Annotated in this window: 25 protein-coding genes and 3 tRNA genes; 15 read left to right on the top strand and 13 right to left on the bottom strand. The window is 38.4% G+C overall.

Annotated elements, in window-relative coordinates; translation table 11 throughout:
* Nucleotides 1-50 precede the first annotated feature (50 nt).
* The 11 genes from CVS95_RS00965 to CVS95_RS00915 form a co-directional block, all read right to left on the bottom strand.
* Entirely contained in the window at nucleotides 51-1,076 is a 1,026-nt protein-coding gene (locus CVS95_RS00965) for a hypothetical protein (RefSeq protein ID WP_107695255.1), read from the bottom strand.
* A gap of 2 nt (nucleotides 1,077-1,078) precedes the next feature.
* Nucleotides 1,079-1,780 carry a metallophosphoesterase gene (locus CVS95_RS00960; protein WP_107695254.1) on the bottom strand — a complete coding sequence of 234 codons (702 nt, stop codon included), beginning with the start codon at nucleotides 1,778-1,780 and terminating at the stop codon, nucleotides 1,079-1,081.
* 178 nt (nucleotides 1,781-1,958) lie between these two features.
* Nucleotides 1,959-3,434 (bottom strand): aldehyde dehydrogenase family protein, encoded by a 1,476-nt coding sequence (locus CVS95_RS00955; RefSeq protein ID WP_107695253.1) that lies wholly within the window; start codon nucleotides 3,432-3,434, stop codon nucleotides 1,959-1,961.
* A 127-nt stretch (nucleotides 3,435-3,561) separates the two neighbouring features.
* Nucleotides 3,562-4,731, bottom strand: coding sequence for a sensor histidine kinase (locus tag CVS95_RS00950; protein ID WP_107695252.1), 1,170 nt, complete (start codon nucleotides 4,729-4,731; stop codon nucleotides 3,562-3,564).
* The gene (locus CVS95_RS00945; RefSeq protein WP_107695251.1) at nucleotides 4,724-5,386 is read right to left on the bottom strand and encodes a response regulator transcription factor; all 663 of its coding nucleotides are present in this window, start codon (nucleotides 5,384-5,386) and stop codon (nucleotides 4,724-4,726) included. The genes CVS95_RS00950 and CVS95_RS00945 overlap by 8 nt, the downstream gene beginning before the upstream one ends.
* Nucleotides 5,387-5,395: 9 nt before the next feature.
* Nucleotides 5,396-5,650 (bottom strand): pyruvate kinase, encoded by a 255-nt coding sequence (locus CVS95_RS00940; protein ID WP_054196512.1) that lies wholly within the window; start codon nucleotides 5,648-5,650, stop codon nucleotides 5,396-5,398.
* A 62-nt stretch (nucleotides 5,651-5,712) separates the two neighbouring features.
* Nucleotides 5,713-6,618, bottom strand: a complete 906-nt coding sequence (locus CVS95_RS00935) for an AEC family transporter (protein WP_085657464.1) — start codon at nucleotides 6,616-6,618, stop codon at nucleotides 5,713-5,715.
* Nucleotides 6,619-6,715: 97 nt separating this feature from the next.
* Nucleotides 6,716-8,476, bottom strand: coding sequence for a response regulator (locus tag CVS95_RS00930; protein ID WP_107695250.1), 1,761 nt, complete (start codon nucleotides 8,474-8,476; stop codon nucleotides 6,716-6,718).
* 66 nt (nucleotides 8,477-8,542) lie between these two features.
* A tRNA-Leu gene (locus CVS95_RS00925) sits at nucleotides 8,543-8,629 on the bottom strand.
* Between the two features lie 70 nt (nucleotides 8,630-8,699).
* Nucleotides 8,700-9,002 (bottom strand): HU family DNA-binding protein, encoded by a 303-nt coding sequence (locus CVS95_RS00920; protein WP_012001719.1) that lies wholly within the window; start codon nucleotides 9,000-9,002, stop codon nucleotides 8,700-8,702.
* 124 nt (nucleotides 9,003-9,126) lie between these two features.
* Entirely contained in the window at nucleotides 9,127-9,873 is a 747-nt protein-coding gene (locus tag CVS95_RS00915; RefSeq protein ID WP_107695249.1) for a YaaA family protein, read from the bottom strand.
* A 139-nt stretch (nucleotides 9,874-10,012) separates the two neighbouring features.
* On the opposite strand from CVS95_RS00915, the gene flgL reads away from it, so the two are divergent.
* From flgL to CVS95_RS00895, 4 genes are all read left to right on the top strand, one after another.
* A complete protein-coding gene (gene flgL / locus CVS95_RS00910) occupies nucleotides 10,013-12,328 on the top strand; it encodes a flagellar hook-associated protein FlgL (protein ID WP_107695248.1) in 2,316 nt (771 codons plus the stop codon).
* A gap of 41 nt (nucleotides 12,329-12,369) precedes the next feature.
* On the top strand, nucleotides 12,370-14,553 hold the full coding sequence (locus tag CVS95_RS00905) for a DNA translocase FtsK 4TM domain-containing protein (protein WP_413784122.1): 2,184 nt from the start codon (nucleotides 12,370-12,372) through the stop codon (nucleotides 14,551-14,553).
* 107 nt (nucleotides 14,554-14,660) lie between these two features.
* Nucleotides 14,661-14,735, top strand: a tRNA-Gln gene (locus CVS95_RS00900).
* Nucleotides 14,736-14,761: 26 nt separating this feature from the next.
* A tRNA-Met gene (locus CVS95_RS00895) sits at nucleotides 14,762-14,836 on the top strand.
* Nucleotides 14,837-14,864: 28 nt separating this feature from the next.
* Here CVS95_RS00895 and CVS95_RS00890 read toward each other — a convergent pair.
* Both CVS95_RS00890 and CVS95_RS00885 read right to left on the bottom strand, forming a co-directional pair.
* Nucleotides 14,865-15,188: a tyrosine-type recombinase/integrase gene (locus CVS95_RS00890; RefSeq protein WP_159071250.1), complete on the bottom strand. Its 324-nt coding sequence runs from the start codon at nucleotides 15,186-15,188 to the stop codon at nucleotides 14,865-14,867.
* Between the two features lie 256 nt (nucleotides 15,189-15,444).
* Entirely contained in the window at nucleotides 15,445-15,747 is a 303-nt protein-coding gene (locus tag CVS95_RS00885) for a c-type cytochrome (protein ID WP_072594134.1), read from the bottom strand.
* Between the two features lie 91 nt (nucleotides 15,748-15,838).
* Between CVS95_RS00885 and gmhB the strand changes: the two genes are divergently transcribed.
* The 11 genes from gmhB to CVS95_RS00830 all read left to right on the top strand — a co-directional run bounded on the left by gmhB (nucleotide 15,839) and on the right by CVS95_RS00830 (nucleotide 26,109).
* On the top strand, nucleotides 15,839-16,354 hold the full coding sequence (gmhB, locus tag CVS95_RS00880; RefSeq protein WP_107695245.1) for a D-glycero-beta-D-manno-heptose 1,7-bisphosphate 7-phosphatase: 516 nt from the start codon (nucleotides 15,839-15,841) through the stop codon (nucleotides 16,352-16,354).
* Nucleotides 16,351-17,340, top strand: a complete 990-nt coding sequence (gene rfaD / locus CVS95_RS00875) for an ADP-glyceromanno-heptose 6-epimerase (protein ID WP_107695244.1) — start codon at nucleotides 16,351-16,353, stop codon at nucleotides 17,338-17,340. The genes gmhB and rfaD overlap by 4 nt, the downstream gene beginning before the upstream one ends.
* On the top strand, nucleotides 17,333-18,751 hold the full coding sequence (gene rfaE1 / locus CVS95_RS00870) for a D-glycero-beta-D-manno-heptose-7-phosphate kinase (RefSeq protein WP_107695243.1): 1,419 nt from the start codon (nucleotides 17,333-17,335) through the stop codon (nucleotides 18,749-18,751). Before rfaD ends, rfaE1 begins: the two co-directional genes overlap by 8 nt.
* The gene (gene gmhA / locus CVS95_RS00865; RefSeq protein WP_107695242.1) at nucleotides 18,726-19,295 is read left to right on the top strand and encodes a D-sedoheptulose 7-phosphate isomerase; all 570 of its coding nucleotides are present in this window, start codon (nucleotides 18,726-18,728) and stop codon (nucleotides 19,293-19,295) included. The genes rfaE1 and gmhA overlap by 26 nt, the downstream gene beginning before the upstream one ends.
* Before the next feature lies 1 nt (nucleotide 19,296).
* Nucleotides 19,297-19,692: an SseB family protein gene (locus CVS95_RS00860; RefSeq protein ID WP_107695241.1), complete on the top strand. Its 396-nt coding sequence runs from the start codon at nucleotides 19,297-19,299 to the stop codon at nucleotides 19,690-19,692.
* A gap of 97 nt (nucleotides 19,693-19,789) precedes the next feature.
* Nucleotides 19,790-22,411, top strand: a complete 2,622-nt coding sequence (gene gyrA, locus CVS95_RS00855; protein ID WP_103593220.1) for a DNA gyrase subunit A — start codon at nucleotides 19,790-19,792, stop codon at nucleotides 22,409-22,411.
* Between the two features lie 44 nt (nucleotides 22,412-22,455).
* On the top strand, nucleotides 22,456-22,956 hold the full coding sequence (locus tag CVS95_RS00850) for an LPP20 family lipoprotein (protein WP_107695240.1): 501 nt from the start codon (nucleotides 22,456-22,458) through the stop codon (nucleotides 22,954-22,956).
* Nucleotides 22,932-23,324 carry a hypothetical protein gene (locus tag CVS95_RS00845; RefSeq protein ID WP_107695239.1) on the top strand — a complete coding sequence of 131 codons (393 nt, stop codon included), beginning with the start codon at nucleotides 22,932-22,934 and terminating at the stop codon, nucleotides 23,322-23,324. Before CVS95_RS00850 ends, CVS95_RS00845 begins: the two co-directional genes overlap by 25 nt.
* Nucleotides 23,325-23,335: 11 nt before the next feature.
* The gene (locus CVS95_RS00840; RefSeq protein WP_107695238.1) at nucleotides 23,336-24,490 is read left to right on the top strand and encodes a sigma-54-dependent transcriptional regulator; all 1,155 of its coding nucleotides are present in this window, start codon (nucleotides 23,336-23,338) and stop codon (nucleotides 24,488-24,490) included.
* Nucleotides 24,491-24,560: 70 nt separating this feature from the next.
* Complete coding sequence (locus tag CVS95_RS00835) at nucleotides 24,561-25,586, top strand: aspartate-semialdehyde dehydrogenase (RefSeq protein ID WP_107695237.1); 1,026 nt, start codon at nucleotides 24,561-24,563, stop codon at nucleotides 25,584-25,586.
* Between the two features lie 16 nt (nucleotides 25,587-25,602).
* Nucleotides 25,603-26,109, top strand: a complete 507-nt coding sequence (locus CVS95_RS00830; RefSeq protein ID WP_085657434.1) for a YqhA family protein — start codon at nucleotides 25,603-25,605, stop codon at nucleotides 26,107-26,109.
* The last annotated feature ends 69 nt before the right edge of the window (nucleotides 26,110-26,178 follow it).

The raw sequence follows: 26,178 nt of genomic DNA, 5'->3' as shown, positions 1-26,178 counted from the left end.
TTTACTAGCTAGTGTGATTCGTATTATTTTATGTAAAATCTTATGTAAAATTAGCGTTTAAACTCGCAAATTTCTATCTTTACTCCAAGCTCTTTACTAAATTCTTTAGTCTTTTTCTCTAGCTCGTCTTTGTCAAAGCAGATAAGATCTATGTAAGATCGCATCTCGCCATTTGCTTCACCTATGATCTCGCAAATTTCACTCTCCTTTAGCGCATCTGAAATTTTATTTTTGCTATCAACGCCAAACTGTATGTCGCCACCGTGAGATATGGCTAAAAAGCAAAAATTTATGCCAAGCTCAAAAGCTTCGTTATAAGTATCGCTTGCACCGTCGTAGTATTCGTTTAGTAGCTCGCTAAGAGATGTAAATCCTGTGAAAACGTCGTCACGTAGCTTGTTTGAACGAGGTTCTAGCTCATAGACCATAAAATTCTTAAGCGGCTCGTTTGAGGCTTCCTTGCCAAATTTCTCATCTATAAGATCGGCAAAGTCGATCAGTGGCACGCCTTTTTCTCTTGGCTCGTCTATTATCTCAAACTCTCCAAGCATATTTATCATGTTCATCTCACCAACTACGTTGTCACAAAGTATGAGCGATAATGTATATGCCTTGTTTTCATCTTCGCTTTTAAGCTTACTTAGAGTCTCGTTATATAGGCACATATCCACGCTTTTGTCGTTGAAATTTGCATAGACCATGACCTCATTTGCATCAACGCTTACGCCATACATCTGTATAGTAGCTACATTGCGCGGTGCACGTGGCTTGCCAAGTGTGCAAGTAAGCTTTGCTTCATACTCTTTTGGCATACGCGATTTGATAAATTTAAGCCACAAAAGCCTATGTTTAAGTCCTTCTGGAGTGAGTACTAGATCGATCTTTCCATCAATAAGGCCTATCATAAAAGTTGGATCAACTAAACATAAATTTAGCGCTTCTTCGGTCATTTTGCTTGCAGCTTCAAAATTTTTATCTTCTAAATTTTGTTTGATGGCGTCTAAATTTTTGCCAAACTCGCTCCAAAATTTATTAACTCTGCTTGCAAAGCTAGAGCTCTTTTTAGAAAACCACATTTTTATCCTTGTTTGTTAAAATTTTCAACATTTTTTTGCGTATAAATTTTCATCGATGGAAATTCTAAGGCACTTAGTTTGTCATATTCTTCTTCATTAAAAACACATCCCGTATCGATATTGGCGCTGTTTGAGTAAAATTTAGCTTCACAAACCGGGGTATGACCGTATACATTAAAGATGCCCTCTATTTGCATCATATCGCCTCTGCCTGAGAGTATGTGTTTTTTAAATTCCTCTTTTAAACTATCATCGTTTCTCTTATCCCAAAACTTGCCAACTGCCGAGTGTGAAACGACCAAATGCTCGCCGTTTTGGTTTTTGTGGTCTTTAAACTCTAAATATACTGGAATACTCTCTAAAAATTCTATGTGTTTTTCTCTGAAGTTTATGCTTTGAATTAGATATGATCTGTATGTTTCTTCGCCACCATTATTGTAAAACCAACTTGTATCAAATGGTATTTTGTTTTTTAAAAAGAAATCTTTGTTGCTTAGCAGCCTTCGCTCATGATTTCCCATTACCATTTTATAGTTATTTTGTATGATAAGCTCGACTGTCTCGCAACTATAAGGCCCTCTATCTATCACGTCTCCTACAAAGCAAATTTGAGATTTTTCTTTGTTTGGAAACTGGTCAATAAGCTTTAAGAGTGTATTAAAACAGCCGTGCACATCGCCTATGATATAAATTTGCTCGCTCAATTTTTCTCCTTTGTGTCAAATTTTAGTCTATTAAGCTTAAAAATGTAGTGTTAAGAAAACACTTTTGTATAGCTGTACTATATTGGCGTAATGCTAGCGATATATAAAGTTAAAACCTAGTAAAAGATATTTAAAATTTAAGGAATTTAAAGTAGAAGGGAGCCTAAGCTCCCTAAAATCATTGTGCGTAAAAGCCGCTAACCTTACCGGTTAGGTCAATCATGATGTTTTTCATCTGAGTGTAGTGCTCAAGGATTATCTTGTGAGTTTCGCGGCCGATACCTGAGTTTTTATAACCGCCAAATGGGCTGCCTGCTGGGATTTGGTTATAGGTGTTGATCCAGACTCTGCCAGTCTCCATAGACCTTGCCACGCGAAGTGCTTTTGTGATGTCTTGCGTGAAAATTCCGCCACCTAGGCCATATTCGCTGTCATTTACCATTTTGATAAGCTCGGCTTCATCTTTAAATTTGATGACAACGCCAACTGGGCCAAAAATTTCTTCTTGAGCCACTCTCATGTCGTTTGTCACATCAACTAGCAACGTTGGCTCGACAAATGCGCCCTTGTCGCAACCATTTGCGGTGTAGGCTTTACCACCAACTGCCACTTTTGCACCTTCTTTTTTGCCGATCTCGACGTAGTTTAGAATTTGCTCAGCTTGTTTTTTATTGATTTGTGAGCCCATTTGGGTATTTGGATCTAGCGGATCGCCAACCTTTATAGTGCTAAATTTCTTAACCGCAGCCTCTATAAATTTGTCATAAAAGCTCTCTTCTACGAAAATTCTTGAACCTGCGCAGCAAACTTGACCTTGGTTAAACAAAATGCCAAGCTGAAGGCCATCAAGCGCTTTGTCTAAATTTGCGTCGCTAAAGAAGATATTTGCGCTCTTGCCACCAAGCTCAAGTGTGGCTGGGATGATACGGCGAGCCGCTGCTATGGCGATATCTCGGCCGATCTCGGTTGAGCCAGTAAATGCTAGCTTGTCAAGGCCTGGATGGTTTTTAATCCACTCGCCACTCTTGCTGCCTTTTCCGGTTATTATGTTGATAAGACCTTTTGGCAAAATTTTATCTATCAGCCTAAATAGCTCAAGCACGCTTAGACTTGTCTCGCTTGAAGGTTTAAACACGCTCGCATCGCCTGCTGCGATCACTGGAGCTAGCTTCCAAGCTGCCATCAAAAATGGAAAATTCCAAGGTACGATCTGACCCACAACACCTATTGGCTCACGCAAAACGATAGAGAGTTGTTTCTCGTCAAGGACGTTTGCGCTGCCTTCTTCGCCCATGATAACGCCAGCAAAGTACCTAAAATGCTCTGCTGCAAAAGGAATATCAACATTTAACGTCTCGCGGATCGGTTTGCCGTTATCCATACTCTCGACCTTTGCAAGGTGCTCTTTGTGCTCATCAATGATATCAGCGATCTTGTTTAGCAGCTTTGCACGCTCGCTAATTGTAGTGTGTTTAAATTTCTTAAAAGCCTCGCGTGCAGCACGAACTGCGCCATTTACATCTTCTTCGGTAGCATCAGCGATCTTTGCAAGGTGCTCGCCATTTGCTGGATTTTTTGCATCAAGTGTAGCGCCGTCTTTTGCGTCACGCCACTCACCATTTATGAAAAGCCCATATTTTTCTAGTAACTTCATACTTTTCTCCTTGATTAAGATTTTGTAAAAGGATTATAATATTAATAAAATTTATCAAAAATAAATTTTGGACATAAATTCTCTTTTTTAATAAATTTTATTATTTAAAGTAGGATTATTTTAAAATTTAACTCTGCCAAGAGAGCAAAAACGTAGTCTCGCCATCAAGTTCGCTTTGGCATTTTACGACGATATCATTTTTCTTACAGCACTCTTTAACTAAATTTAGCCCTATGCCAAAGCCGCCTTGATCGTCGTTAAATCTCGTGTAACGATCAAAAATTTTCATCTGATCCTCTCTGCTGATGCCTCGACCGGTGTTACTTATGCTAAAGAAATTTGGCTCTAAAGTGATGCGTACTTTTGAATTTGGCGCTGCATATTTGGAGGCGTTGCTAAGAAGGTTGTCTAAAATTTTGCTCACATCCCCAAGATCTGCATTTATAAGGCTTGGCTTTAGGCTAGTATCTATCTCAAGTCCGCGTTTGGCAAAAAATGGCGAGAAATAGTTCAGTCTTTGTGTGGTTAGCAAATTTAGATCTATGAGCTCTTTTTTGCTAGGCTTGTCTAGGTTAAAGCTTAGATGAACGAGCGCGTCATAAATGTTATTTAGGCTCTTTGCGGCAAGGCTGATATTATTAAAACGCTTTAAATTTCGCTCATTTAGGTTGTCAAGATCGGCTGTTTCTATACTCATCGAGATGACGCTTAGAGGCGTATTTATCTCATGTGTTGAGTCTTTTATAAAGCGGTTTAGCGTATCTATCTTTTCATAAAGCGGTCTTAGGCTTAGTTTTGCTAGGTAAAAGGCAATAAAGAGCAGGGCAAAAAAGAAAAAGAGTGCCTTTAGTGTGGTCGAAATTTGCAAGGATAAAATTTCGCCGTTGATATCTTTGCCAACTAGAAAAATATCTGCGTGTGAGAGCTCGTCCGTGGTGTTGTCATCCATGTACTGGATCTTTTCAAATATCGCGACCTTGCCGCTAATCAAATTTACATTTTTGCTTTTGTCGATCTTTTGGCAGTCAAAGTCTTTATAAATTTTCTCGCCATTTTTTAACACGATGCAAGCATGCACGCCTTTTTCTTTTGTTAGACTTGAAATTGAGTCAAGTCCATTCATTCTAGCTTTCATGTAAATGCCCATTTTTATCTCTTTTAAAGACTTCACCTCGTTTAAAATGAGCGTTTCTTTTTTGTTTTTATAGTCATGTATGAAAAAATATCCTAAAAATAGCACAGTGCTAACAAGATAAAGGGATAAAATTTTAAATAAAATTTGCGTCTTTTCAGACATAGACATAGCCGTCCCCACGCCTATTTAAAATGGCATCTTTGCCTAAAATTTGGCGTAAATTTTTGATATAGACACGAAGGCTAAGTTCGCTTGGCTCCTCGTCAAATTTCCAAATTTTATTAAAAATTTCATCTTTGGTTAAAATTTTGCCTTTGTTTTGCAAAAATAGCGCGAGTAGGTCGCTCTCTTTACTTGAGATATTTACATTTTTGCCATCTTTGCTTAGTGTCTTGCTCTGCGGATGAAAGCTAAATTCGCTTGAAATTTTGATCGCATCGCCACTGTGATGAGAGAAATTTCTCTTTAGAAGTGCTTGTATACGTATGAGTAGTTCTTTTAGCTCAAATGGCTTTTTTAGATAGTCGTCGCAGCCACTTTTGTAGCCTTTTTCAAGATCGTCTATGGTATTTAGTGAGGTGGTAAAGATGCTAGGTGCGCTAACACCTAGCTCTCTTAAGGAAGAAAGAAGTGAAAAGCCATCTCCTTGTGGGATTTTGACGTCAAGTATAAGTAGGTCGAAATTTTGCTCGTAGGCGAGATCAAGTGCTTCTTTGGCATTATCTGAAGTAGTTACCTCATAGCCATTTTCGCTTAGATACTCACTGATGAGATCAAGTAAAATTTCATCATCTTCAACGAGCAAAATTCTAACCATTAAGCACCTTTACATGCCTTTTTTCATTTCGTCTTTTTTCATACCCATGTCGTCTTTTTTCATTTCGTCTTTCATGCCCATGTCATCTTTTTTCATTTCATCTTTTTTTATCATGGGTTTTTTGCCCATGTCATCTTTCATCATCTGCTCTTTCTTCATCATCTCGTCTTTGCCCATGTCATCTTTTTTCATCATTTCAGTAGCATTTGCAAGACCACCAAGCATAAACATAGCACCAAGTGCAACTAGTAGTAATTTCTTCATAACGTCTCCTTTAAATGAAATATGATGAAATACTATCTCTTTAGTGTTAAGTGAGTGTGAATTTACGCAAATACAAAATATATAACTGGAAGCGTGATAAATGAAAAAAGCACGCCTATGGCCACTGATGAGATGGCTAGCGAGCTATCAAGCCCAGCTTTTATGACCATCGCACTTGCAAGGGCTGATGTTGGCATCGCACATTGAAAGAGACCAACGACCCAAGTTTTGTTCATCTGGATACCTGAAAATTTTAATATGATAAAAAATACGATAGCTGGCAAGATCATCTTACACAAAAGCACAACGCTAACGCCTTTATATGAGCTTGTGATACTGCTAAAGTTAAGACCAACACCAATCGCAAAAAGTGCCACCGGAGTAACACTACCTTCAAACATCCTAAGTGGAGCAAAGATAAACTCAGGCAAAGGGACTTCTTTTAAGATAAGAGCCATAATAAGCGCGATAAATGGTGGAAATTTTAAAATTTTCATCGTATTTTGAAATAGAGAAACCTTCTCTGGTGCAGCAAAAGAGAGGATAAGTGGCCCAAGGATCGAAAGTGGGATACCAGTAGCTATTTGATCGTAAAAGATGACTTCATTTACCATCGCATCGCCAAAGAAGCCTTGAATGACAGGCATACCGACAAATAGGGTATTACCAAAAAGGCTTAGCATGACCATACTAACAGTTGTTACTTTAGTAAATTTAAAAATCTTACCAAGCACCAATGCCATGACAGCGCTGATAGCTGTTGAGCCAAAGCCAATTAAAATTGTATTTATAAGCGAAACATCGACGTTTACGTGATAAATTTTGTCAAAGATTAGCGCAGGCATTGCAAAACAAAGGACAAAATCCACAAATGGGATCGAGTGCTTTTGCTCAACAATGCCGACTTTTTTAGCAAAAAAACCAGTTGCGATTATGAAAAAAATTGCAAAAAGTGGAGTGAAGTTCATAGCATTCTCTTTTAAATCTAAATTTTTACGGAAAATTGATTATAGGACCCATAAGATTAAATTACAATAAACCTTTTTTAAAATTTGCTCTCAAAATTTATGCCTTAATATCAACTTTTTTATAAAATTTATCTCTCTCATCTATCTTTTCTTTGCCCTTTAAATCATTTTCAAGATAGCTGATATTATAAATTTCTCTTGTAGATATGCTTTTGCCATTATTTAGACTGATTAAAAATTTACTCTCAAATTTATTAGATAGATTGGCAATAGCGATCGCTCCAGCATCTTTTAGACTTACGATTTTATCACCTTGCATGAAGCCAATATCTTTAAAATCCAAGCTATTTAGCTGCACATTATTCATCTCTTTTGCCTCTAAATTTATGCTAGTTTTTAGCTCACTTGATGTATTTAGCTTGCCAGTATCGTTATAAAGCTCTTTTACGTCTATCTCTCTACCACTATCAAATTTTAGCCTTATGGTGCCATCTTTGTTTAGCTTCATAGCTACGACGCTATCGCTATCTTGTAAAGATGTGGCAGCTGTGGCTTCATTTGTTATAAAAGCCTTTTTTACCTTTTTTAAATTTGAGATACTAAACTCAAGTCCAGTTGCTTGCTTAAATTCATTTTCCATCGCGATCATTTTGGCTGATTTTGTCTTCTCAAGCTTTGATATATAAGCGTCCGCATTTTCTTCAAATTTCTTTAAATTATTGCCAAGATTTTCTATCATCTTGTTATATGCGTCAAACTCAGCGTTATAATCTTTGTAAAATTTCATAAAACTATCTTTTTGAAATTTTGTATATGAGAAATTTTCATCTTTTTTGTAATCTTTGCTCGGCTCAATGATCGGATTAAACTCGCTTAATCTTGCAGTATCATCAAAGCCCACTTTAAGATAGGCAAAATTTTTAAAAGAGCTATCTTTGCCAAAGATATTATTATGTCTTAGATCGACCCAGCCGTCATTTTGGGCATATTTTTTAAAGAAATTATTTATATCATTTTTCTCTATCTTTTCATATCTGTTTTCTGCAGCGAACAAAGTATTTGGATCTGAGGCGTAGTAAGAGTGCCTATAATCAATATCTTTTGTATTCACGTAAAGATCGGGATTATTTGTGATCATTGCTTTACGATTTAGCTCTTCTCTTTCTACTTGGTTGTGATTTATGATGTTTGTGCTGATAAACTGCCTAAGATCAACCCTTGGTATCACATCGCTTAAATTTGCTATTTTTTTATTTCCGTCTTTGTCATAGCCCCTTACTTTTAGCTTATCAAAGAGTATATCTTTTTGATCTAGCACGCCGTCATTGTTGCTATCAAAGCTAAAAAGATAGCTATTATTTTCTAATTTTGTAGTGCCAAGTTTATCATTATCGCCATAAATATCTAAAAATACTTCTACTTCTCCATGTTTTGTTTTTAGAGTGTTTGAGTAGGCGTAATCATTTAAATTTTTAAATTTTGTATTTTCTAAGTATCCACTTTTTAGTGTAGATATGCTATCTGAAGCTTTTATATTTTTAAAGTAGGAATTCTCACTAAAATGATAGCCTCTAGAAAGTTCATCAGAGTGGATTTTATTGTTACTGTAGATGAGATTTTTTGAGTAGTTATTTAAAATTTCTTCTACTTTTTGTAGGATTTTGTATCTGTTTTGCTCTTTGACCTCGGAATCAGTGATGTTTATAACTTTGCTTGCTTTGATACTTTCTTTTAAATTTGAAATTTGTTTGTTATTTATCTCTAAACCTTGTTTATCCTTAAAGGCATGGAGCATATCTGTAGGATTTTCTAAATCTTTTAAATTTATAAAGTTATATTTTAACGATGTGATATTCATCTAAAATCCTTTTTAAAGATGTTGCAGATAATATCGGATAAATTTAGAAAGTATTTAGGCGTATAATGGTGCCCGAGGTCGGACTCGAACCGACACAAGGTTGCCCTTACCAGATTTTGAGTCTGGCGCGTCTACCAGTTTCACCACTCGGGCTAAAGTAAAAATTGAAATTAAATTTTATGTGAGAGAAAAAAAGGGGGAGAGTTGCTCCCCTAAAAAGAAATTATTTCTTTTTACCTTTTTTAGCAGCACCAGCAGCAACTGCTTCTTTAAGTTTTTTGCCAACTTTGAATTTAACTGCTTTGCTAGCAGGAACGTCGATAACTTTTTTAGTTCCAGGAACTCTAGCTTTTCTTGCAGCTCTGTCAGCAGTACCGAAAGTACCAAAGCCTATAAAGCTAATTGTATCGCCTTTTTCAAGAACTGCTTGGATTGTCTCCAAAGTAGCATCAACAACTTTTAGAGTATCTTTTTTTGAAAGACCAGCCTTATCGGCAACAGCTTGAATAAATTCAGCTTTTTTCATGAACCATCCTTTTAAGAAGTTATGTGGCTATATTACACTCTTTTAAAAAAAAATACAATACTTTTTCCCTAAATTTAGCTCTTTTTTACGTTTTTTTAACAAAAAATACAATTTTTTTAAAAATTTACTCGCAAATTTCAAACATAAGCTCGGTCTTTAGCCCAATCTTTTTCATATCAATAAGCCTTAAATTTTTAAAATTTAAGCTCATTAGTTCATTTTTATTTTTTATAAGTTTATTTGCTATCTGGCGTAAGACTTCGCCTCTATACGCTTTTGCGTGATGACTCACTATTTTTTTATTTTTTACAAAACAAAAAGTTATGTATTCTTTTTTTATAGTGTAAAATTTTTCATAAAACTTAGCTCTAAGGTCTAAAATCTCATCATTTTGCAAAAAATCATTAACCACTTTACTAAAATTTTTTTCATAAAATTTTGAAATTTCAAAGCCACCTAGCTTTTCACCTTGCTTTAGTTTGTATTCTGGTATCTCATCTTTTGCTAAGATAGGCCCAAATAAATTTGAAAAGATTAAAACATTATTATCTATATATTTTTGCACCTCATTGTCTAAACCACGATAGTTTAGATGTTTATAAGCCACTCCATCATACCTTAAAATAGCTTTTATGCTGCCTTTTTGAGATAGGCTTTCTCGCAGCTGCTTACTCTCTTCAAGCTCTTTTAGCCCAAAAAGCTTTTTTATATCGTCTAAATTTGCATTTTTTAAAAACTCATCGTATCTATTTAAAATTTCAACTCTTTTGTTAAAAAGCTCTGGAAATATCAAATCCTTACCATTAAATTTATTATTCGTATTTAGAGAAATTTTACTTTCGCTTGGAGAAAAGAGAATTTTTAGTGCCATTTTTCTTACCTATTTTATATATAAATTTTTGTTGGATTATACAATAAACTTTTTGTGCTAAAAAAAATCAAATTTTTACCGATATAAAAACAAGCGGAATCATTTTTGCTTAGAGTGAATAAAAATTTAGGAAAAAATTATGAGAATAACAAACCAACTACGTTTTAGTCAGACTTTGCATGACTACCAAAAAAATATGACTGGTGTAAATAAAAGCTATAAGCAGCTCTCAAATGGTTTGAAAATTCAAGATCCATACGATGGTGCTGCGACTTATAATGATGCAATGAGGCTTGATTATGAAGCAACTACTCTCACTCAAGTAGTTGATGCCACTGGTAAATCTGTAAATTTCTCAAAAAATACAGATAATGCATTGCAAGAGTTTGAAAAACAGCTTGAAAATTTTAAGACAAAAGTAGTCCAAGCAGCTAGCAGCGTGCATAGTAAGACATCGCTAGAGGCTTTGGCAAATGACCTTCAAGGCATAAAAAATCACCTAGTAAATATAGCCAATACTTCGGTCAATGGGCAGTTTTTATTTTCTGGAAGCGCTGTTGATACAAAGCCAATAGATGGTGCAGGAAAGTATCAAGGTAACCGTGATTATATGAAAACATCAGCTGGTGCTCAGGTTGAGCTTCCTTACAATATCCCAGGATATGATCTATTTTTAGGAAAAGACGGTGATTACAGTAAAATTTTGACCACAAATGTTCGTTTAGCTGATCAAACTAGAACCGACATCTCTTATGCGCCAAAATTTCTAAACGATAACAGCAAGATAAAAAATATGATCGGGTTAAATTATGCTAGCGATTCAGTGGTTAGAAGTGATGGCTCTTACAATGGAACAATAAATCCGGATTATGATTTTTTAGATAATTCAAATGTAAATTTTCCAGATACATATTTTTTCATGCAAGGCAAAAAGCCAGACGGCACGACATTTACTAGCAAATTTAAGATGAGTGCAAATACAACAATGGCTGGACTTATGGAAAAAATCGGTATGGAATTTGGCAATACAAAAACAACAAAGGTTGTTGATGTAAGCATAAATAACGATGGACAATTTAATATCAAAGATCTTACTAAAGGTAATCAAACTATTGACTTTCATATGGTTGCAGCCACATCAGTAGCACCAAATCGCGGCGCAATCGCTCAAAACAACGCGCTTGATGCGGTAAATTCTCTTGAAGATCTTGAAACAATGGCGAATAACGTTCCAAAAACGGTTCATATCACTGAGTTTGTAAAGAGTAAATATACCGATAAAGATGGAAACGCGACAAATGCATTTGACTATGATAAGGTTAGATTTGAAAGAAAAGATAATGAGCTAATCGCAAATTTACCTCAAGTAGCTAGAAGAACGGGCGAATATGCAACAGATCAGACAAAGCTAAGCGAAGTTTCTGGTACAAAGGAGAGCTACGATAGAAATTTATATCCAAAAGATGTTGATGCTAGAAAGAGAGAGCTCTTTAATATCGACAACCAAGAGATAAATTTACAAGTAAAGTCAATCACTGGTACAAAATATGATATAAAGGTAAAAATGGGTACAGCAGGGGGTACAAATACTCCAGTGCAATTTGAAATAACATCTACACCACCAGGTGGCACGCCTTCTGCACCTAGGACTTTAACTGTTTATAACTCAGATGAGTTTGGAAGTTACAGAACTTATGCTAGTGATTTTACTTATAGGCAGCTCATGGATATCGTTGCTATGGCAGCAAGCGATAATATTCCAAACCCTCCACATGCAGAAAACGCAAATTTTGATACAGATATAGAAAAAGTAAAAAGAGATCAAAACTATAATGCCTATAAAGAGGCTTTATCAAAAACAAAGGGCGCGGTAGAGACAACTTTAGATGATCGTGGCAGAATGGTTTTAACTGATAAGACAAAATCAGTAACAAACATAGAAGTAACTATGCATGATGCAAAAAATAGCGATAAATTTGATGGCGATAGCACTGGTAGAGATACGGCTGGTAATGCTGGCCACCCTCAAGGAAAGGGTTCTGTCTTTAGCTTTAATGAAAATAATGCTTTAACTATTGATGAGCCAAGTACGAGCGTTTTTCAAGACCTTGATAATATGATCGAAGCTGTTAGAAAGGGATATTATAGAGCTGATGCAAATAGCAATGATCCACGAAATACTGGCATGCAAGGCGCATTACAAAGGCTTGATCATTTAATAGATCATGCAAATAAAGAGCTTACAAAGATCGGCTCTCAATCAAGACTTTTAACTGCTACAAAAGAGCGAGCCGAAGTAATGAAAGTGAATGTACAAACTGTTAAAAATGATGTAATTGACGCAGACTATGCGGAGTCATATCTGAAATTTACGCAGCTTTCACTATCTTATCAAGCAACCCTACAAGCAAGTGCGAAGATAAATCAGCTAAGCTTGCTAAATTATTTAAATTAAAATTTAAATCAGCAGGCTGCCTAGCTTGCTGATTTTTTAAAATTAAACTCAAGCGTGCTATAATAAGCCTTTTTTATAAAGGATCTAAAATTTTACGACATATTTTATTTACAATTTTTGTTTGCATTTTTATATATTTTGGTATCTCCACAGCTGCCCCAACTGCTGATTTTGTTGGCTCACTTGGACAAAGCCTTGGTATTTTAAATATCAAATATTTTGGACTTATTGCGTATGTTTATCCATTTTTATTGATCATTTTGGGCTATTTTGTCTATAAAAATTTTAAGAAATTTGACTTTGATTTTGCTCAGTTTTTAGTAGGAATTTTCCTCTTTTTTGTAGCTTTTTTGATGTTTCAAGCCTTGAGTGCTTCAAGTGTAAATGGCGGTATAATTGGAAATTTCATAGTTAGTGCCTTAAAAGAGGTGATCGGCTCTATCGGCACCGCGGTTGCTATACTTATGATGTTTATTATCTCGCTTGGGCTTGCTTTTAGAGAAAATTTTATCATTGTTTTAAGAAAGGCTTTTGTCGATAGAGAGCCAAAAAGCTACGAGGCGAGTAAAAATTTAAAAGATATAAAACCAAAACAAATCCCAAAGATAGAACGCAAAAGACAAAAGAATAATGATATAAAAGAAGAAGATCTTATAGAAGCTCAGGTACTAAATGATGATGAGCAGAATTTAGATGAAGAGCTAGAGCCTGAGTCAGAAATAGAGAGTAGGGCCTCAACTATAAATGGAGTTGAAATTTTAAACGAAGTGGCTGAGAATAAGAAGTTACTTGATCAAATAGAGCGAGGTAATGTCGAAAAGCCAAAGAATTTTGTCTTGCCACCGCTTAAATTTTTAAACGATCCGCCAAAACGCTCGCACAGTGTCAATGAAACGGAAATCGATCAGCAAATTTCTAATTTGCTTGATAAGCTCCGTAAGTTTAAAATAGACGGCGATGTGGTTAGAACTTATACTGGGCCTATCGTCACGACATTTGAGTTTCGTCCAGCTCCACATATCAAGGTAAGTAAAATTTTAACGCTTCAAGATGACCTAGCGATGGCACTAAAGGCTCAAACTATCCGTATCCAAGCGCCGATCCCCGGCAAAGATGTCGTAGGCATCGAGGTGCCAAATCAAAATTTAGAAACTATATATCTAAAAGAAATTTTAGAGAGTGAAATCTTTAAAAATGCCAGTAGCCCACTAACTATGGCACTTGGTAAAGATATCGTCGGTGCCCCTTTTGTGACAGACCTTAAAAAACTACCTCATTTGCTAATCGCTGGTACAACGGGATCAGGCAAGAGTGTGGGTATAAATGCGATGCTTTTAAGCTTGCTTTATAGAAACAGCCCACAAACTTTGCGCTTAATGATGATCGATCCAAAGATGCTTGAATTTAGCATATATAACGATATCCCACATCTTTTGACGCCTGTTATCACAGAGGCTAAAAAGGCGATCACAGCGCTTTCAAACATGGTCGCTGAGATGGAGCGAAGATATAAGATAATGAGCCAAACTCGCACAAAAAATATAGAGAGCTACAACGAAAAGATGAAGAGTGAGGGCGGCGAGCAGTTCCCATACATCGTCGTGATCATCGATGAGCTAGCTGATCTTATGATGACTAGTGGCAAGGACGTGGAGCTTTATATAGGCCGTCTAGCACAGATGGCAAGGGCTAGTGGCATACACTTGATAGTGGCAACCCAGCGCCCAAGTGTCGATGTCGTGACTGGCCTTATAAAAGCAAATTTGCCAAGTAGGATAAGTTACAGGGTAGGGCAGAGGATTGATAGTAAGGTCATCTTGGATCAAATGGGAGCTGAGAGCTTGCTCGGACGCGGAGATATGTTATTTACACCTCCAGGAAGCCCTGGTGTGATCAGACTTCATGCACCATTTGCTAGCGAAAAAGAGATAGAAACGGTTGTAAATTTCTTAAAAGAGCAACAAAATGTAGTTTATGATGAGAAATTTTTAATAGAAGAAGGCACAAGCGGAAGTGTGGCTGCTGGTACTCTAGGAGAAGATGAACTTGATGAGCTTTACGAAGAGGCCAAAGAGATCATTTTAAGTGAGCAAAAAACGTCGATCAGTTATCTGCAAAGACGTCTAAAAATAGGTTACAACAAAGCTGCAAACATAATAGAGCAAATGGAGAAAATGGGGGTTTTAAGTCCAGTGAATGCAAAAGGACAAAGAGAAATTTTATAGCTAAAGTCATAAATTGCTTTAATTTTAGAATTTTAATTTTTATTAAAATTCTAAAAAGTCTTGACAAAGCACATTAAAATCTATATAATTACAACTCTTAAAAACATTGGGGTATCGCCAAGCGGTAAGGCAACTGGTTTTGGTCCAGTCATTCAGAGGTTCGAATCCTCTTACCCCATCCACTTTTTAAATCCAAAATAATACTTATCGCGGAGTAGAGCAGCGGTAGCTCGTCGGGCTCATAACCCGAAGGTCGGCGGTTCAAATCCGTCCTCCGCAACCAAATGCCTCATATCTTTATCATCTAAAAACTAAACGCCAACCCCTGTGCCATCACGTATATCATCAATATTAAGATGAACGTAGTGCAAGCTACTTTTAATATCTGTATGACCCATAAAAGCCATCAATTTATGAGCATTAAATCCCTTCAAACTCACTAACCTAGAAGCCACTGTATGGCGTAATACGTATAGTCCGTGAGTGTTGTTTTCTCCCTTATATCCTAGATGGTTTCTTACAGCCCACCACATACGATTTGCTGTATCGTGGTTTAGATGAGTTATAGGGCACTTGTTTAAGGGTAAGTCTTTGCAGTTATCATAAGCCCCTTGATACGCCCAGTAGTAAGCCATACGAAGCACTTGGTCGTCTTTTGTTTCAGTAAAGAGTTTACGAGCCTCTATTTTACTTACGCTCTTAGCTATCTCTAAGCGTTGTTTTATGGCTTTGAAGACTAGAATAGTTTTATTTTAATATGTAAAAAGAAAGATTAGTAAAAAATAGGTTTCATAACTTTTAAATATAAAAAGAGAAATTCCCATCTACTATATGTTTTATGGATTATTAGTATAAATTTAAAAATGCAGGAGGGGCGAATGCCCCTAATTATTATTTTAAAGTTTGGATGTATTCAGCTACTGCTTTTGCATCTTCGTCGCTCATTGGAGTAGCGATTGGTTTCATCATAGCGCCAAGACCAAATTTATTTGCTCCTGTTTTATAACCCTTTAGTGCCTCTTCGATAGCTGCTGCATCAAGAGATGTTAAAGCTGGAACTTTATTATTAAACATTTTTTCAGCTTTTGCACCATGACAGGCGATGCATTTTTTGTAGATAGCAGCACCATCTGCAGCAAAGGCAGCAGTTGAAAGTAGAGCCGCAACGCTAGAAACAATTAGTAATTTTTTCATTTTTCATCCTTTGTAAAAAAGTTTATGCATTATAGTACAAAAAGGTAAATTCGCAAGAAGCTAGTTAAAATATTTTGGCTATAATCACCAAATGAATAAAAATGAGCCTATTAAAGCACTTTTTCTGGATCGAGACGGCGTAATAAACGAAGATGCTGGATATGTTTACGAGATAAAAGATTTTAAATTTATCGATGGCATTTTTGATGCGTTGAGGGAATTTGCTGAGGCTGGCTACAAGCTCTTTGTCGTGACAAATCAATCAGGTATCGGAAGAGGCTACTACACGCAGGAGCAGTTTGACACTCTAAATAAATTTATGCTTGAAATTTTCAAAAAAGAGCAAATTTTCATCACCAAGGTCTATTTTTGCCCACACGCTCCAGAGGCGGATTGCGCTTGTAGAAAACCAAATCCAAAAATGATACTTGATGCCTGCAAAGAGTTTAACATAGACCCTAAAAACTCACTCATGATAGGCGATAAGCCAAGTGATGTCGAGGCTGGAAAAAGGGCAGGTATTGGTAGAAATTTCTTGCTTGATGGCATAAATTTTAAAGATGTAAGAGATGTTTTAAATAAGCTAAAAAAGGAAAAATCACTATGAATTTAAATGGAAAAAAGATAATTATAACTGGCGGTGCTGGCTTTATCGGCTCAGCCTTGGCGCATTATTTTGATGAAAACTATAAAGACACTCACGTGCTTGTCGTGGATAAATTTAGAAACGACGAGACATTTAGCAACGGCAACCTAAAAAGCTTTGGTCATTTTAAAAATTTACTTGGTTTTAAGGGTGAAATTTACGCCGGCGACATCAACGATGAGAGCACACTTGAAAAGATAAAGAGCTTTCGTCCAGACGTCATCTACCACGAGGCAGCGATTTCTGATACGACCGTAAAAGAGCAAGACGAGCTAATAAAAACAAATGTAAACGCATTTGTAAATTTGCTTGACATCTGCGAGAGTTTGGGCGCAAAGATGATCTATGCAAGTTCAGGCGCCACTTATGGTAACGCAAAGAGCCCACAAACTGTCGGTGAGTGTGAAGCGCCAAATAATGTCTATGGCTTTAGTAAACTAAGCATGGATAATATCAATAAAATTTATGCAAAACGCGGTGTGAGCGTGGTTGGACTGAGGTATTTTAACGTCTTTGGCAAGGGCGAGTTTTTCAAAAATAAAACTGCTTCGATGGTGCTTCAGTTTGGACTTCAAATTTTAGCCGGCAAGACCCCAAGGCTCTTTGAGGGCAGCGACCAGATCAAACGTGACTTTGTCTATATAAAAGATATCATTGATGCAAATATAAAAGCACTTGATGCGCCAAGTGGCGTCTATAACGCAGCCACTGGCAAGGCCAGAAGCTTTCAAGACATCGCTGACATCTTGCAACGTGAGATCGGTGTAAATTTAGGCAACGAATATATCAAAAATCCATTTGTTGGCTCGTATCAGTTTCACACCGAGGCCGACGTGGCCCCAGCTAGAGAGGCATTTGGCTTTAGCGCGACTTGGAGCTTGGAAGAGGCGATAAAAGACTACTTGCCAGAGATAAAGAGAATTTATAAGGAAGAGATAAATGGCTAAGAGAGTTAAAATTTTAGTCGTCGGTGATCTTATGCTAGACCACTATATCTGGGGTAGTTGCGAGCGCATCTCGCCTGAAGCGCCAGTGCAGGTTGTTAAGATAAATAACGAAACATATACGCTTGGTGGCGCTGGCAATGTGGTGAGAAATTTACTATCTCTTGGCGCAAACGTGAGCGTGGCTAGCGTCTTAGGAGATGATGAGGCTGGTAAAAAGATAAAAGAGAGACTTGCTGAGCTAAATGTAAAAGATGAGCTGATACTTACTGAAAAAGGGCGTGAAAGCTCGATAAAAAGCCGTATCATGGCATCTCACCAACAAGTTGTCAGGATAGATAAAGAGAGCGTTGTCAAGATAAATTTAGAAGATGAGCTTGTCTTAAAAGTAAAAGAAAACCTTGCAAATTTTAAGGCCGTCTTGCTAAGTGACTATGGCAAAGGCGTGCTTAGCGAAAAGGTCTGCCAAGAGATCATAAACGAGTGCGTGAGGCTAAATATCCCAGTGCTAATAGACCCAAAAGGCAGCGACTACTCAAAATACAAAAATGCAACCCTTCTAACGCCAAATAAAAAAGAGGCGAGCGAGGCTACAAATTTAAAGATAAAAGACAAGGCTGAGCTTGAAAAGGCGATAAAACAGCTAAAAGACGAGCTAAATTTGACCTATTCGCTCATTACGATATCAGAAGAGGGCATCGCGCTATATGACGACAAGCTACACATCTTTGCGGCAAAAGCAAAAGAGGTCTTTGACGTCACTGGCGCTGGAGATACGGTGCTTGCCACACTTGGCTACATGCTAGCAAACGGAGCTGATATAAAAGAGGCGATAAAGATAGCAAACCTTGCTGCGGCTGTTGTCGTGGCAAAGATAGGTAGCGCAACGGCTAGCTTTAGTGAGATCGAGCAGCTGCTAAATAGCTCATTTGGAGCAAATTTCGAGCACAAGCTTAAAAGCGTTGAGGAACTAGAAGAGATTTTGAGCCAAAAGGACAAAAAAAAGGTCGTTTTCACAAATGGCTGCTTTGATATCTTGCACGCCGGGCACGTAAAATACCTAGCGCGCGCAAGAGAGCTTGGCGATCTTTTGGTTGTTGGCCTAAACTCGGACGCTTCAGTTAAGAGGCTAAAAGGGAAGGCTAGGCCTATAAATTCGCAAGATGATAGAGCCTGCGTGCTAAGTGGGCTTGGATTTGTCGATTATGTCGTCATTTTTGATGAGGATACGCCATTAAATTTGATAACAAAGATAAAGCCGGACGTGCTTGTAAAAGGGGCTGATTATAAAGATAAAGAGGTCGTTGGTAGCGAGATCGTAAAAGAGGTCAGGCTGATTGACTTTGTCGAGGGCAAAAGCACAACAGGGATAATAAAAAGGATAAAAGATGCTAAAAACAATGATAAAAAATGAGCTCGAGGCTCACCAAAAGATCTTTAGCGAGCATGTAAATTTGCTAGGTAGCCTAGAGTGTGCTTGCCAGATGGTAGCTGATACGCTAAAAAATGGCAAAAAGGTGCTAATATGTGGCAACGGCGGCTCTGCAGCGGACGCTCAACACTTTGCAGCCGAGCTAACTGGCAGATATAAAAGCGAGCGCCAGCCACTACCTGGCATCGCGTTAACTACTGACACTTCGGCACTTACGGCCATTGGCAATGACTACGGCTTTGACTATGTATTTTCACGTCAGTTTGAGGCTTTAGCGCAGTCTGGCGACTTACTCGTGGCGATCTCAACGAGTGGCAACAGCAAAAACGTCCTTGAAGCTATAAAAAGTGCTAAGAAAATGGGCGTATCGGTACTTGGGCTTAGCGGCAAAGGAGGTGGCGCTATGAATGAGGATTGTGATCTAAATTTAGTCGTTAGCTCAAGCGATACTGCGAGGATACAAGAGTCGCACATATTTTTCATTCACACGATATGTCAGGCTGTAGATGAGACTTTTAGGAGCTAAAATGCAAGAAGCGATGGATAAATTTTTAAGTGATCCTAGCGAGAAAAATGAGATAAATTTGATATCGGCTTTAAAAAAGGCTACTTTTTTCGCTCCGGTGCTTTTAAACCAAGCACTTGCAAAACCTGATGGCGGCGTAGTTTATGAGGAGGAGGGCTCAAATATCAAATTTATCCTACTTGAAGATGAGGGCGAGAAGCTTAGCTATTTTCCAGCATTTACTAGCAAAGAGGCGATGAAGCTTTGGCGAAACGATAGCGAGCAAGAGAGCATAGAGATAGGGCTAAAAGAGTATCTTGCGATGCTAAAAGAGAGCAGTTATGCTGGAGTCGTGGTTGATGCTTTTAGCTATGATTTTATTCTTAAAAAAGAGCAGATAGAAAAAATTTTAGACTAAATTTTCATAGCACTATTGCCAAAGTCGCTGATTTGCTATTTAGCAAGTTTTTATCAATTTTTAGCTAAAATCCCACAAGCTAAATTTAAGGATAAAAATGAAAGACAATCTACTTGAATTAACTCAAGATATCGCTTCAGTTGATATCGAAGATTCTATAAAAAATAGCTATCTTGACTACTCTATGAGCGTCATCGTCGGACGTGCTTTGCCTGACGCTAGAGACGGATTAAAGCCAGTTCATAGAAGAATTTTATACGCTATGGATAACCTCGGCGTTGGCAGCAGAAGTGCCTATATGAAGTCAGCTCGTATCGTCGGTGAAGTCATCGGTAAGTACCACCCACACGGCGACACAGCGGTTTATGACGCACTTGTTCGTATGGCTCAGAAATTTTCTATGCGCTATCCAGTCGTTGATGGACAAGGAAACTTTGGCTCAATTGACGGCGACAGCGCAGCTGCGATGCGTTATACCGAAGCTAGAATGACCATGCTTACTGAAGAGCTTTTAAAAGATATCGACAAAGATACGGTTGATTTTGTGCCAAACTACGACGATAGAGAGGTCGAGCCAGATGTTTTGCCTAGCCGTGTGCCAAATTTATTATTAAATGGCTCAAGTGGTATTGCGGTTGGTATGGCGACAAATATCCCACCACACAGCCTTGACGAGTTAATAGACGGTCTTTTGCTACTTCTTGAAAACAAAGAGGCGACACTTGAAGAGGTGATGGAATTTATAAAAGGTCCAGACTTCCCAACTGGCGGTATCATCTTTGGCAAAAAAGGCATCATAGAAGCCTACCGCACAGGTCGTGGCAGGGTCAAACTAAGAGCCAAAACTCACATAGAAAAAAAGCCAAACAAAGATGTCATAGTAATCGACGAGCTACCATATCAAACAAACAAAGCTAGGCTCATTGAGCAGATCGCTGAGCTTGTAAAAGATAAGCAGATAGAGGGCATCAGCGAGGTTAGAGATGAGTCTGATAAGGACGGCATCCGCGTAGTCATTGAGCTAAAACGCGACGCTATGAGCGACATCGTGCTAAATAATCTCTTTAAATCAACCACGATGGAGAGCACTTTTGGCGTTATTATGCTTGCTATTAATAACAAAGAGCCAAAGGTATTTAACCTTATCGAGCTACTTAAGCTATTTTTAAATCACAGAAAAACCGTTATCATTAGAAGGACGATATTTGAGCTTGAAAAAGCGCGCGCAAGAGCCCACATCTTAGAGGGTCTAAAGATCGCACTTGATAACATAGACGAGGTGATCGAGCTTATTAGAAATAGTGCTGATACGGCAGTTGCTAGAGAAGGCTTGATGAGTAAATTTAACCTCTCAGAGCTTCAAGCAAATGCTATCCTTGATATGCGTCTAAGCAAGCTTACAGGCCTAGAGAGAGAAAAACTAGAGGCCGAGCTAGCTGAGCTTATGGCTGAGATCGCAAGACTTGATGAAATTTTAAAGAGTGAGACATTGCTTGAAAATTTGATCAAAGAAGAGCTTTTAGAGATCAAAAATAAATTTAAAGTACCAAGAGTGACCGAGATCGTTGATGACTACGATGATATCGACATTGAAGATCTCATACCAAATGAAAATATGGTAGTAACCATAACTCACCGCGGTTACATCAAGCGTGTGCCAAGCAAGCAGTACGAGAAGCAAAAACGCGGCGGCAAGGGTAAAGTAGCGGTCACGACATACGACGATGACTTTATAGAGAGCTTCTTTACTTCAAATACCCACGATACGCTTATGTTTGTGACAGACCGCGGACAGCTCTACTGGCTAAAAGTCTATAAGATCCCAGAGGGAAGCCGCACAGCAAAAGGCAAAGCAGTTGTAAATTTGATTCAGTTGCAGCCTGATGAGAAGATCAAAGCGATCATCCCAACGACTGACTTTGACGAGAGTAAATCTCTAGCATTCTTCACTAAAAACGGCATCGTAAAACGCACAAATTTAAGTGAGTTTAAAAACATCCGCTCAGTTGGCGTAAGAGCGATAAGCCTCGATGAGAACGACGAGCTTGTAACTGCGCTCATCGCTCAGACATACGATGATATGCCGGTAACTGACCCTGAAAATGAGCTAAGCGTTGAGACAGAGGTACTTGAAGTTGAAGAGCTTCAAAACGAGATCGACGAAGATAATGTAAATGCCGAAGAGGACGCAAACTCAAGCGATGAGACAATGCTATTTGTCGTTACCAAAAAAGGTATGTGCCTTAAATTTAAGATCAGCAAGGTTCGCCAAATGGGAAGAACTGCACGCGGCGTAACTGGCATTAAATTTAAAGAGCCAGGCGATGAGGTCGTAGGCGCAGCAGTCATCGAAAGCAACGATCAAGAAATTTTAAGCATATCTCAAAAAGGTATCGGCAAGCGCACAACTGCTGATGAGTACCGCTTGACAAATCGCGGCGGCAAAGGCGTCATCTGCATGAAACTAACAAGCAGAACAGGTGATCTAGTAGGCGTTGTGATGGTTGATGAAGAGCAAGATCTTATGGCTCTAACATCAAGTGGTAAGATGATAAGAGTAGATATGCAAAGCATCCGCAAAGCAGGACGCAATACAAGCGGTGTGATCGTAGTAAATGTCGATGGCGATGATGTTGTAAGTATCGCAAGATGCCCTAAGGCAGATGATGGCGAGGACGAGGACGAAGCACCAAGCGAAGATATGGGGCTTTTGGAATAAATTTTGCTACTAAATTTTAAATAGAAGCGTAAAAAAGGTTGTTTATGAAGGTTAAAATTTTATCTTTTGCTTTGATGGTTGCTATTTTTGGCGGTTGCTCATTTAACGGCTTTATGGGTGAGCCTACTAGCACATCAAACCGCAACGTAGTTATCCAAAAGGTCGATAAAGACGATCTTAGAGAGGTGATGAAAAAAGAGAAGATGATATATGATAGCGCTCCAAAAGAGACCACTTTTAGAGCCACAGGCGAGGGCATAGCTCCGCTAAATTCGCTCTCATACGCTCAGTCGGTCACTCTTGCAAAAAGAGCGGCGATGGCGGATGCTTATTCTCAGCTTGCTGGTAAGCTTTATGGCGTAAAGATTAACGCTGAAGACACCGTAAGAGACGCGATGCTAAACGACTCATCTATCACTTCAAAGGTTCAAGGTCTTGTCAAAAATGCAAGGATCGTGAATGAAAATTTCAAAGACGGGCTTTATAAGGTAAATATGGAGCTTAAGATAGACGAAGATAAGTGGCGAGAAGTCTTTTCTTACTAACGATACTTTTAAATTTCGCCTTTTGCCTGGAGGAGTTTATCTTCTGGGCAAAGGTCGATACGAAAAATCAAATAGTTGCCTTTGAAGAAATTTCATTTTCTAAGGCGATGACTCTCTCGCCAAATCCAAAACCAAAATTTCTTTGCCAGATAGACGCTTTTAAAGATGAAAACACCACAACTCTTGGCTTTTTAAATTTACACAAAGATGAAATTTTTGACTGCTTTGCTTTAAAAAAAGTGATAATAAAAAATGAGCTAAATGTCAAAAATTCACAGGTCACAAACGCTTCAAATTTGAAAATTTTGCCAGTTAGATTTATGGTGGAATTTAAGCCAAAATCCGCTATCATCGGCACACTTCAATAAAAAGAGATCAAATGAATATCGTCATAGTAGAAGATGACATCAATATGCGAAAGTCGCTTGAGATCGCACTTGGCGAGTATGAAGAGCTAAACATCAAGAGCTATAAAAGCGCAGTTGAGGCTCTAAAAAAGCTAAGCGACGACACTGATCTAATCATAACCGACATAAACATGCCAAAGATGGACGGACTTGAGTTCATTAAAGAACTAAATGGCAAATTTGACGTCATCATAATGACAGGAAACGCGACACTTAACAAGGCGATAGAAAGCGTTAGGCTCGGCGTAAAGGACTTTTTAACCAAGCCGTTTGACGTCTCAACGCTTTACGAGGCGATAAAAAGGGTCGAACTTCTTAAGCAAAAAACTCCAAAAACTATAAAAAAAGTAGAAACCAAAAGCGAAAATAACGGCTTTTTAGCCACTTCAAAGGTACTTGAAACTACGCTAAATATCGCGCTAAAAGCCGCAAGAACCGACGCTTCTATCATGCTTAGTGGCGAAAGCGGCGTTGGCAAGGAGGTTTTTGCTAAATTTATCCACGCAAACTCACCTAGAAAAGATGCTGCATTTATCGCTTTAAATATGGCTGCGATCCCTGAAAATTTGATAGAAAGCGAGCTTTTTGGCTTTGAAAAGGGCGCCTTTACTGACGCTGCGACTACCAAAAAAGGGCAGTTTGAGCTGGCAAATGGCGGAACGCTATTTTTAGATGAGATCGGCGAGATGCCTATAAATTTACAGCCAAAATTGCTTCGTGCCTTGCAGGAGCGCGAGATAACAAGACTTGGCGCTACAAAGAGCGAAAAGATAGACGTTCGCATCATCTGCGCTACAAATGCAAATTTAGAGCTTGCTATGAAAGAGGGCAAGTTTAGAGAGGATCTTTTCTACCGCCTAAACACGATCCCGCTTTTCATCCCGCCACTTCGCGAGCGTAAGGATGAAATTTTGCCTATCGCGCAGGATGCTTTGGACAAATGCTGCAAAGAGTATGGCTTTGAGGCTAAAAATTTCTCAAAAGCAGCCAAAGAGGAGCTTTTAGGCTACGACTACCCAGGCAACATAAGAGAGCTTATCTCAGTCGTGCAGCGTGCAGCGATACTAAGCGAGGGCGATGAAATTTTGCCAAAAGATCTATTTTTGCAAGCAAGAAGTAAAAAATAGGTAAAAATTTAAGTTTTTGGCTAGTAAAATTATGCAAATTAAGAAAATTAAAAGAAACCAAGGAGAGCAGATGAGAAAATTTAACGTAGCGGTCGTTGGTGCTACTGGAGCGGTCGGCGAAGAGCTTTTTAGAGTTATGGAGGAGGTTGATTTCCCAGTTGGTGAGCTTTTGCCACTTGCAAGTGCAAAGAGCGTTGGCATGGAGATCGAATTTAAGGGCAAACACTATAAAGTAAAAGAGCTAACCGAGAAAGTTTTTAACGAGCACGAGATCGATATCGCATTTTTTAGTGCAGGCGGTTCAGTCTCAGAGAAATTTGCCAAATTTGCAGCTGATAGTGGCGCAGTAGTCATCGATAACACCAGCCATTTTAGGATGGATAAAGATATCCCTCTTGTTGTGCCAGAGTGCAATCCAAGTGACATTGCTATGTGGAAAAACCGCGGCATCATCGCAAATCCAAACTGCTCGACTATCCAAATGGTGCAAATTTTAAAACCGCTAAACGACGCTTTTAGTATCAATAGAGTCGATGTTTCTACATACCAAGCAGCAAGCGGTGCTGGCAAAGAGGGCATGGAAGAGCTTGTCGTTCAGATGCAAAAATTCTTTGAGTTTAAGCTTGATGAGTGCGAGCCAAAGGTATTTGCGCACCGCCTAGCACTAAATGTGATCCCTCACATCGACGTCTTTTTGGACAATGACTACACAAAAGAAGAGATGAAAATGGTCAATGAGACACAAAAAATTCTTCACAAAGATATAGAAGTTAGCGCTACCTGTGTGCGTGTGCCAGTGCTTAGAAGCCATTCTGAGGCGATCACTATCCACTTTGACAAAGACGTGAGCGCAGATGCAGCAAGAGAAATTTTAAGCAAAGCTCCAAGCGTCGTCGTAGTCGATAATCCAGCAAATAAAGAGTATCCGATGCCTATCATTTCAAGCGATACAAATGAGACTTACGTTGGCAGGATTAGAGTTGATAATTACAGACCTAATGTGCTTCACCTTTGGTGCAGCGCCGATCAGATCCGCGTAGGGGCTGCGACAAATGCTGTCAGGATCGCGCAAAAGTGGATCGCGATGCAAGAGTAAATAAAAAGGATTTTTATTGCGTAAGATATTTGAAAAAATTTTGCTTGCTAGCAACAGCTTCACACTTTTTCCAGTAATCTTTGGACTTTTAGGTGCGATCGTACTTTTTATCATCGCAAGTTACGACGTCGGCAAGGTACTTTTAGAGGTTTATAAATATTTCTTTGCCGCAGATTTTCACGTTGAAAATTTCCACTCAGAAGTCGTTGGCGAGATTGTTGGAGCGATTGATCTATACTTGATGGCGCTTGTTCTTTATATATTTAGCTTCGGAATTTACGAGCTTTTCATCTCGGAGATCACACAGTTAAAGCAGTCAAAGCAGAGCAAGGTGCTTGAAGTGCATTCACTTGATGAGCTAAAAGACAAGCTTGGCAAAGTGATCGTCATGGTTTTAATCGTAAATTTCTTCCAAAGAGTGCTTCACGCAAACTTCACAACTCCGCTTGAGATGGCCTATCTTGCGGCTTCTATCCTTGCACTTTGCCTTGGACTTTACTTCCTTCACAAGGGAGATCACTAAAATTTTAAGCGTTTTTACGCTTAAAATTTCTCCTACATCTTTTCTTTAGCTATTTTTAGGTAATATCCA

It is taken from the genome of Campylobacter concisus, from assembly GCF_003048905.1.
Classification (GTDB): Bacteria; Campylobacterota; Campylobacteria; order Campylobacterales; family Campylobacteraceae; genus Campylobacter_A; species Campylobacter_A concisus_V.
The sequence above is the reverse complement of the archived record's forward strand: the minus strand, read 5'-3'. Positions and strand labels throughout refer to the sequence as shown.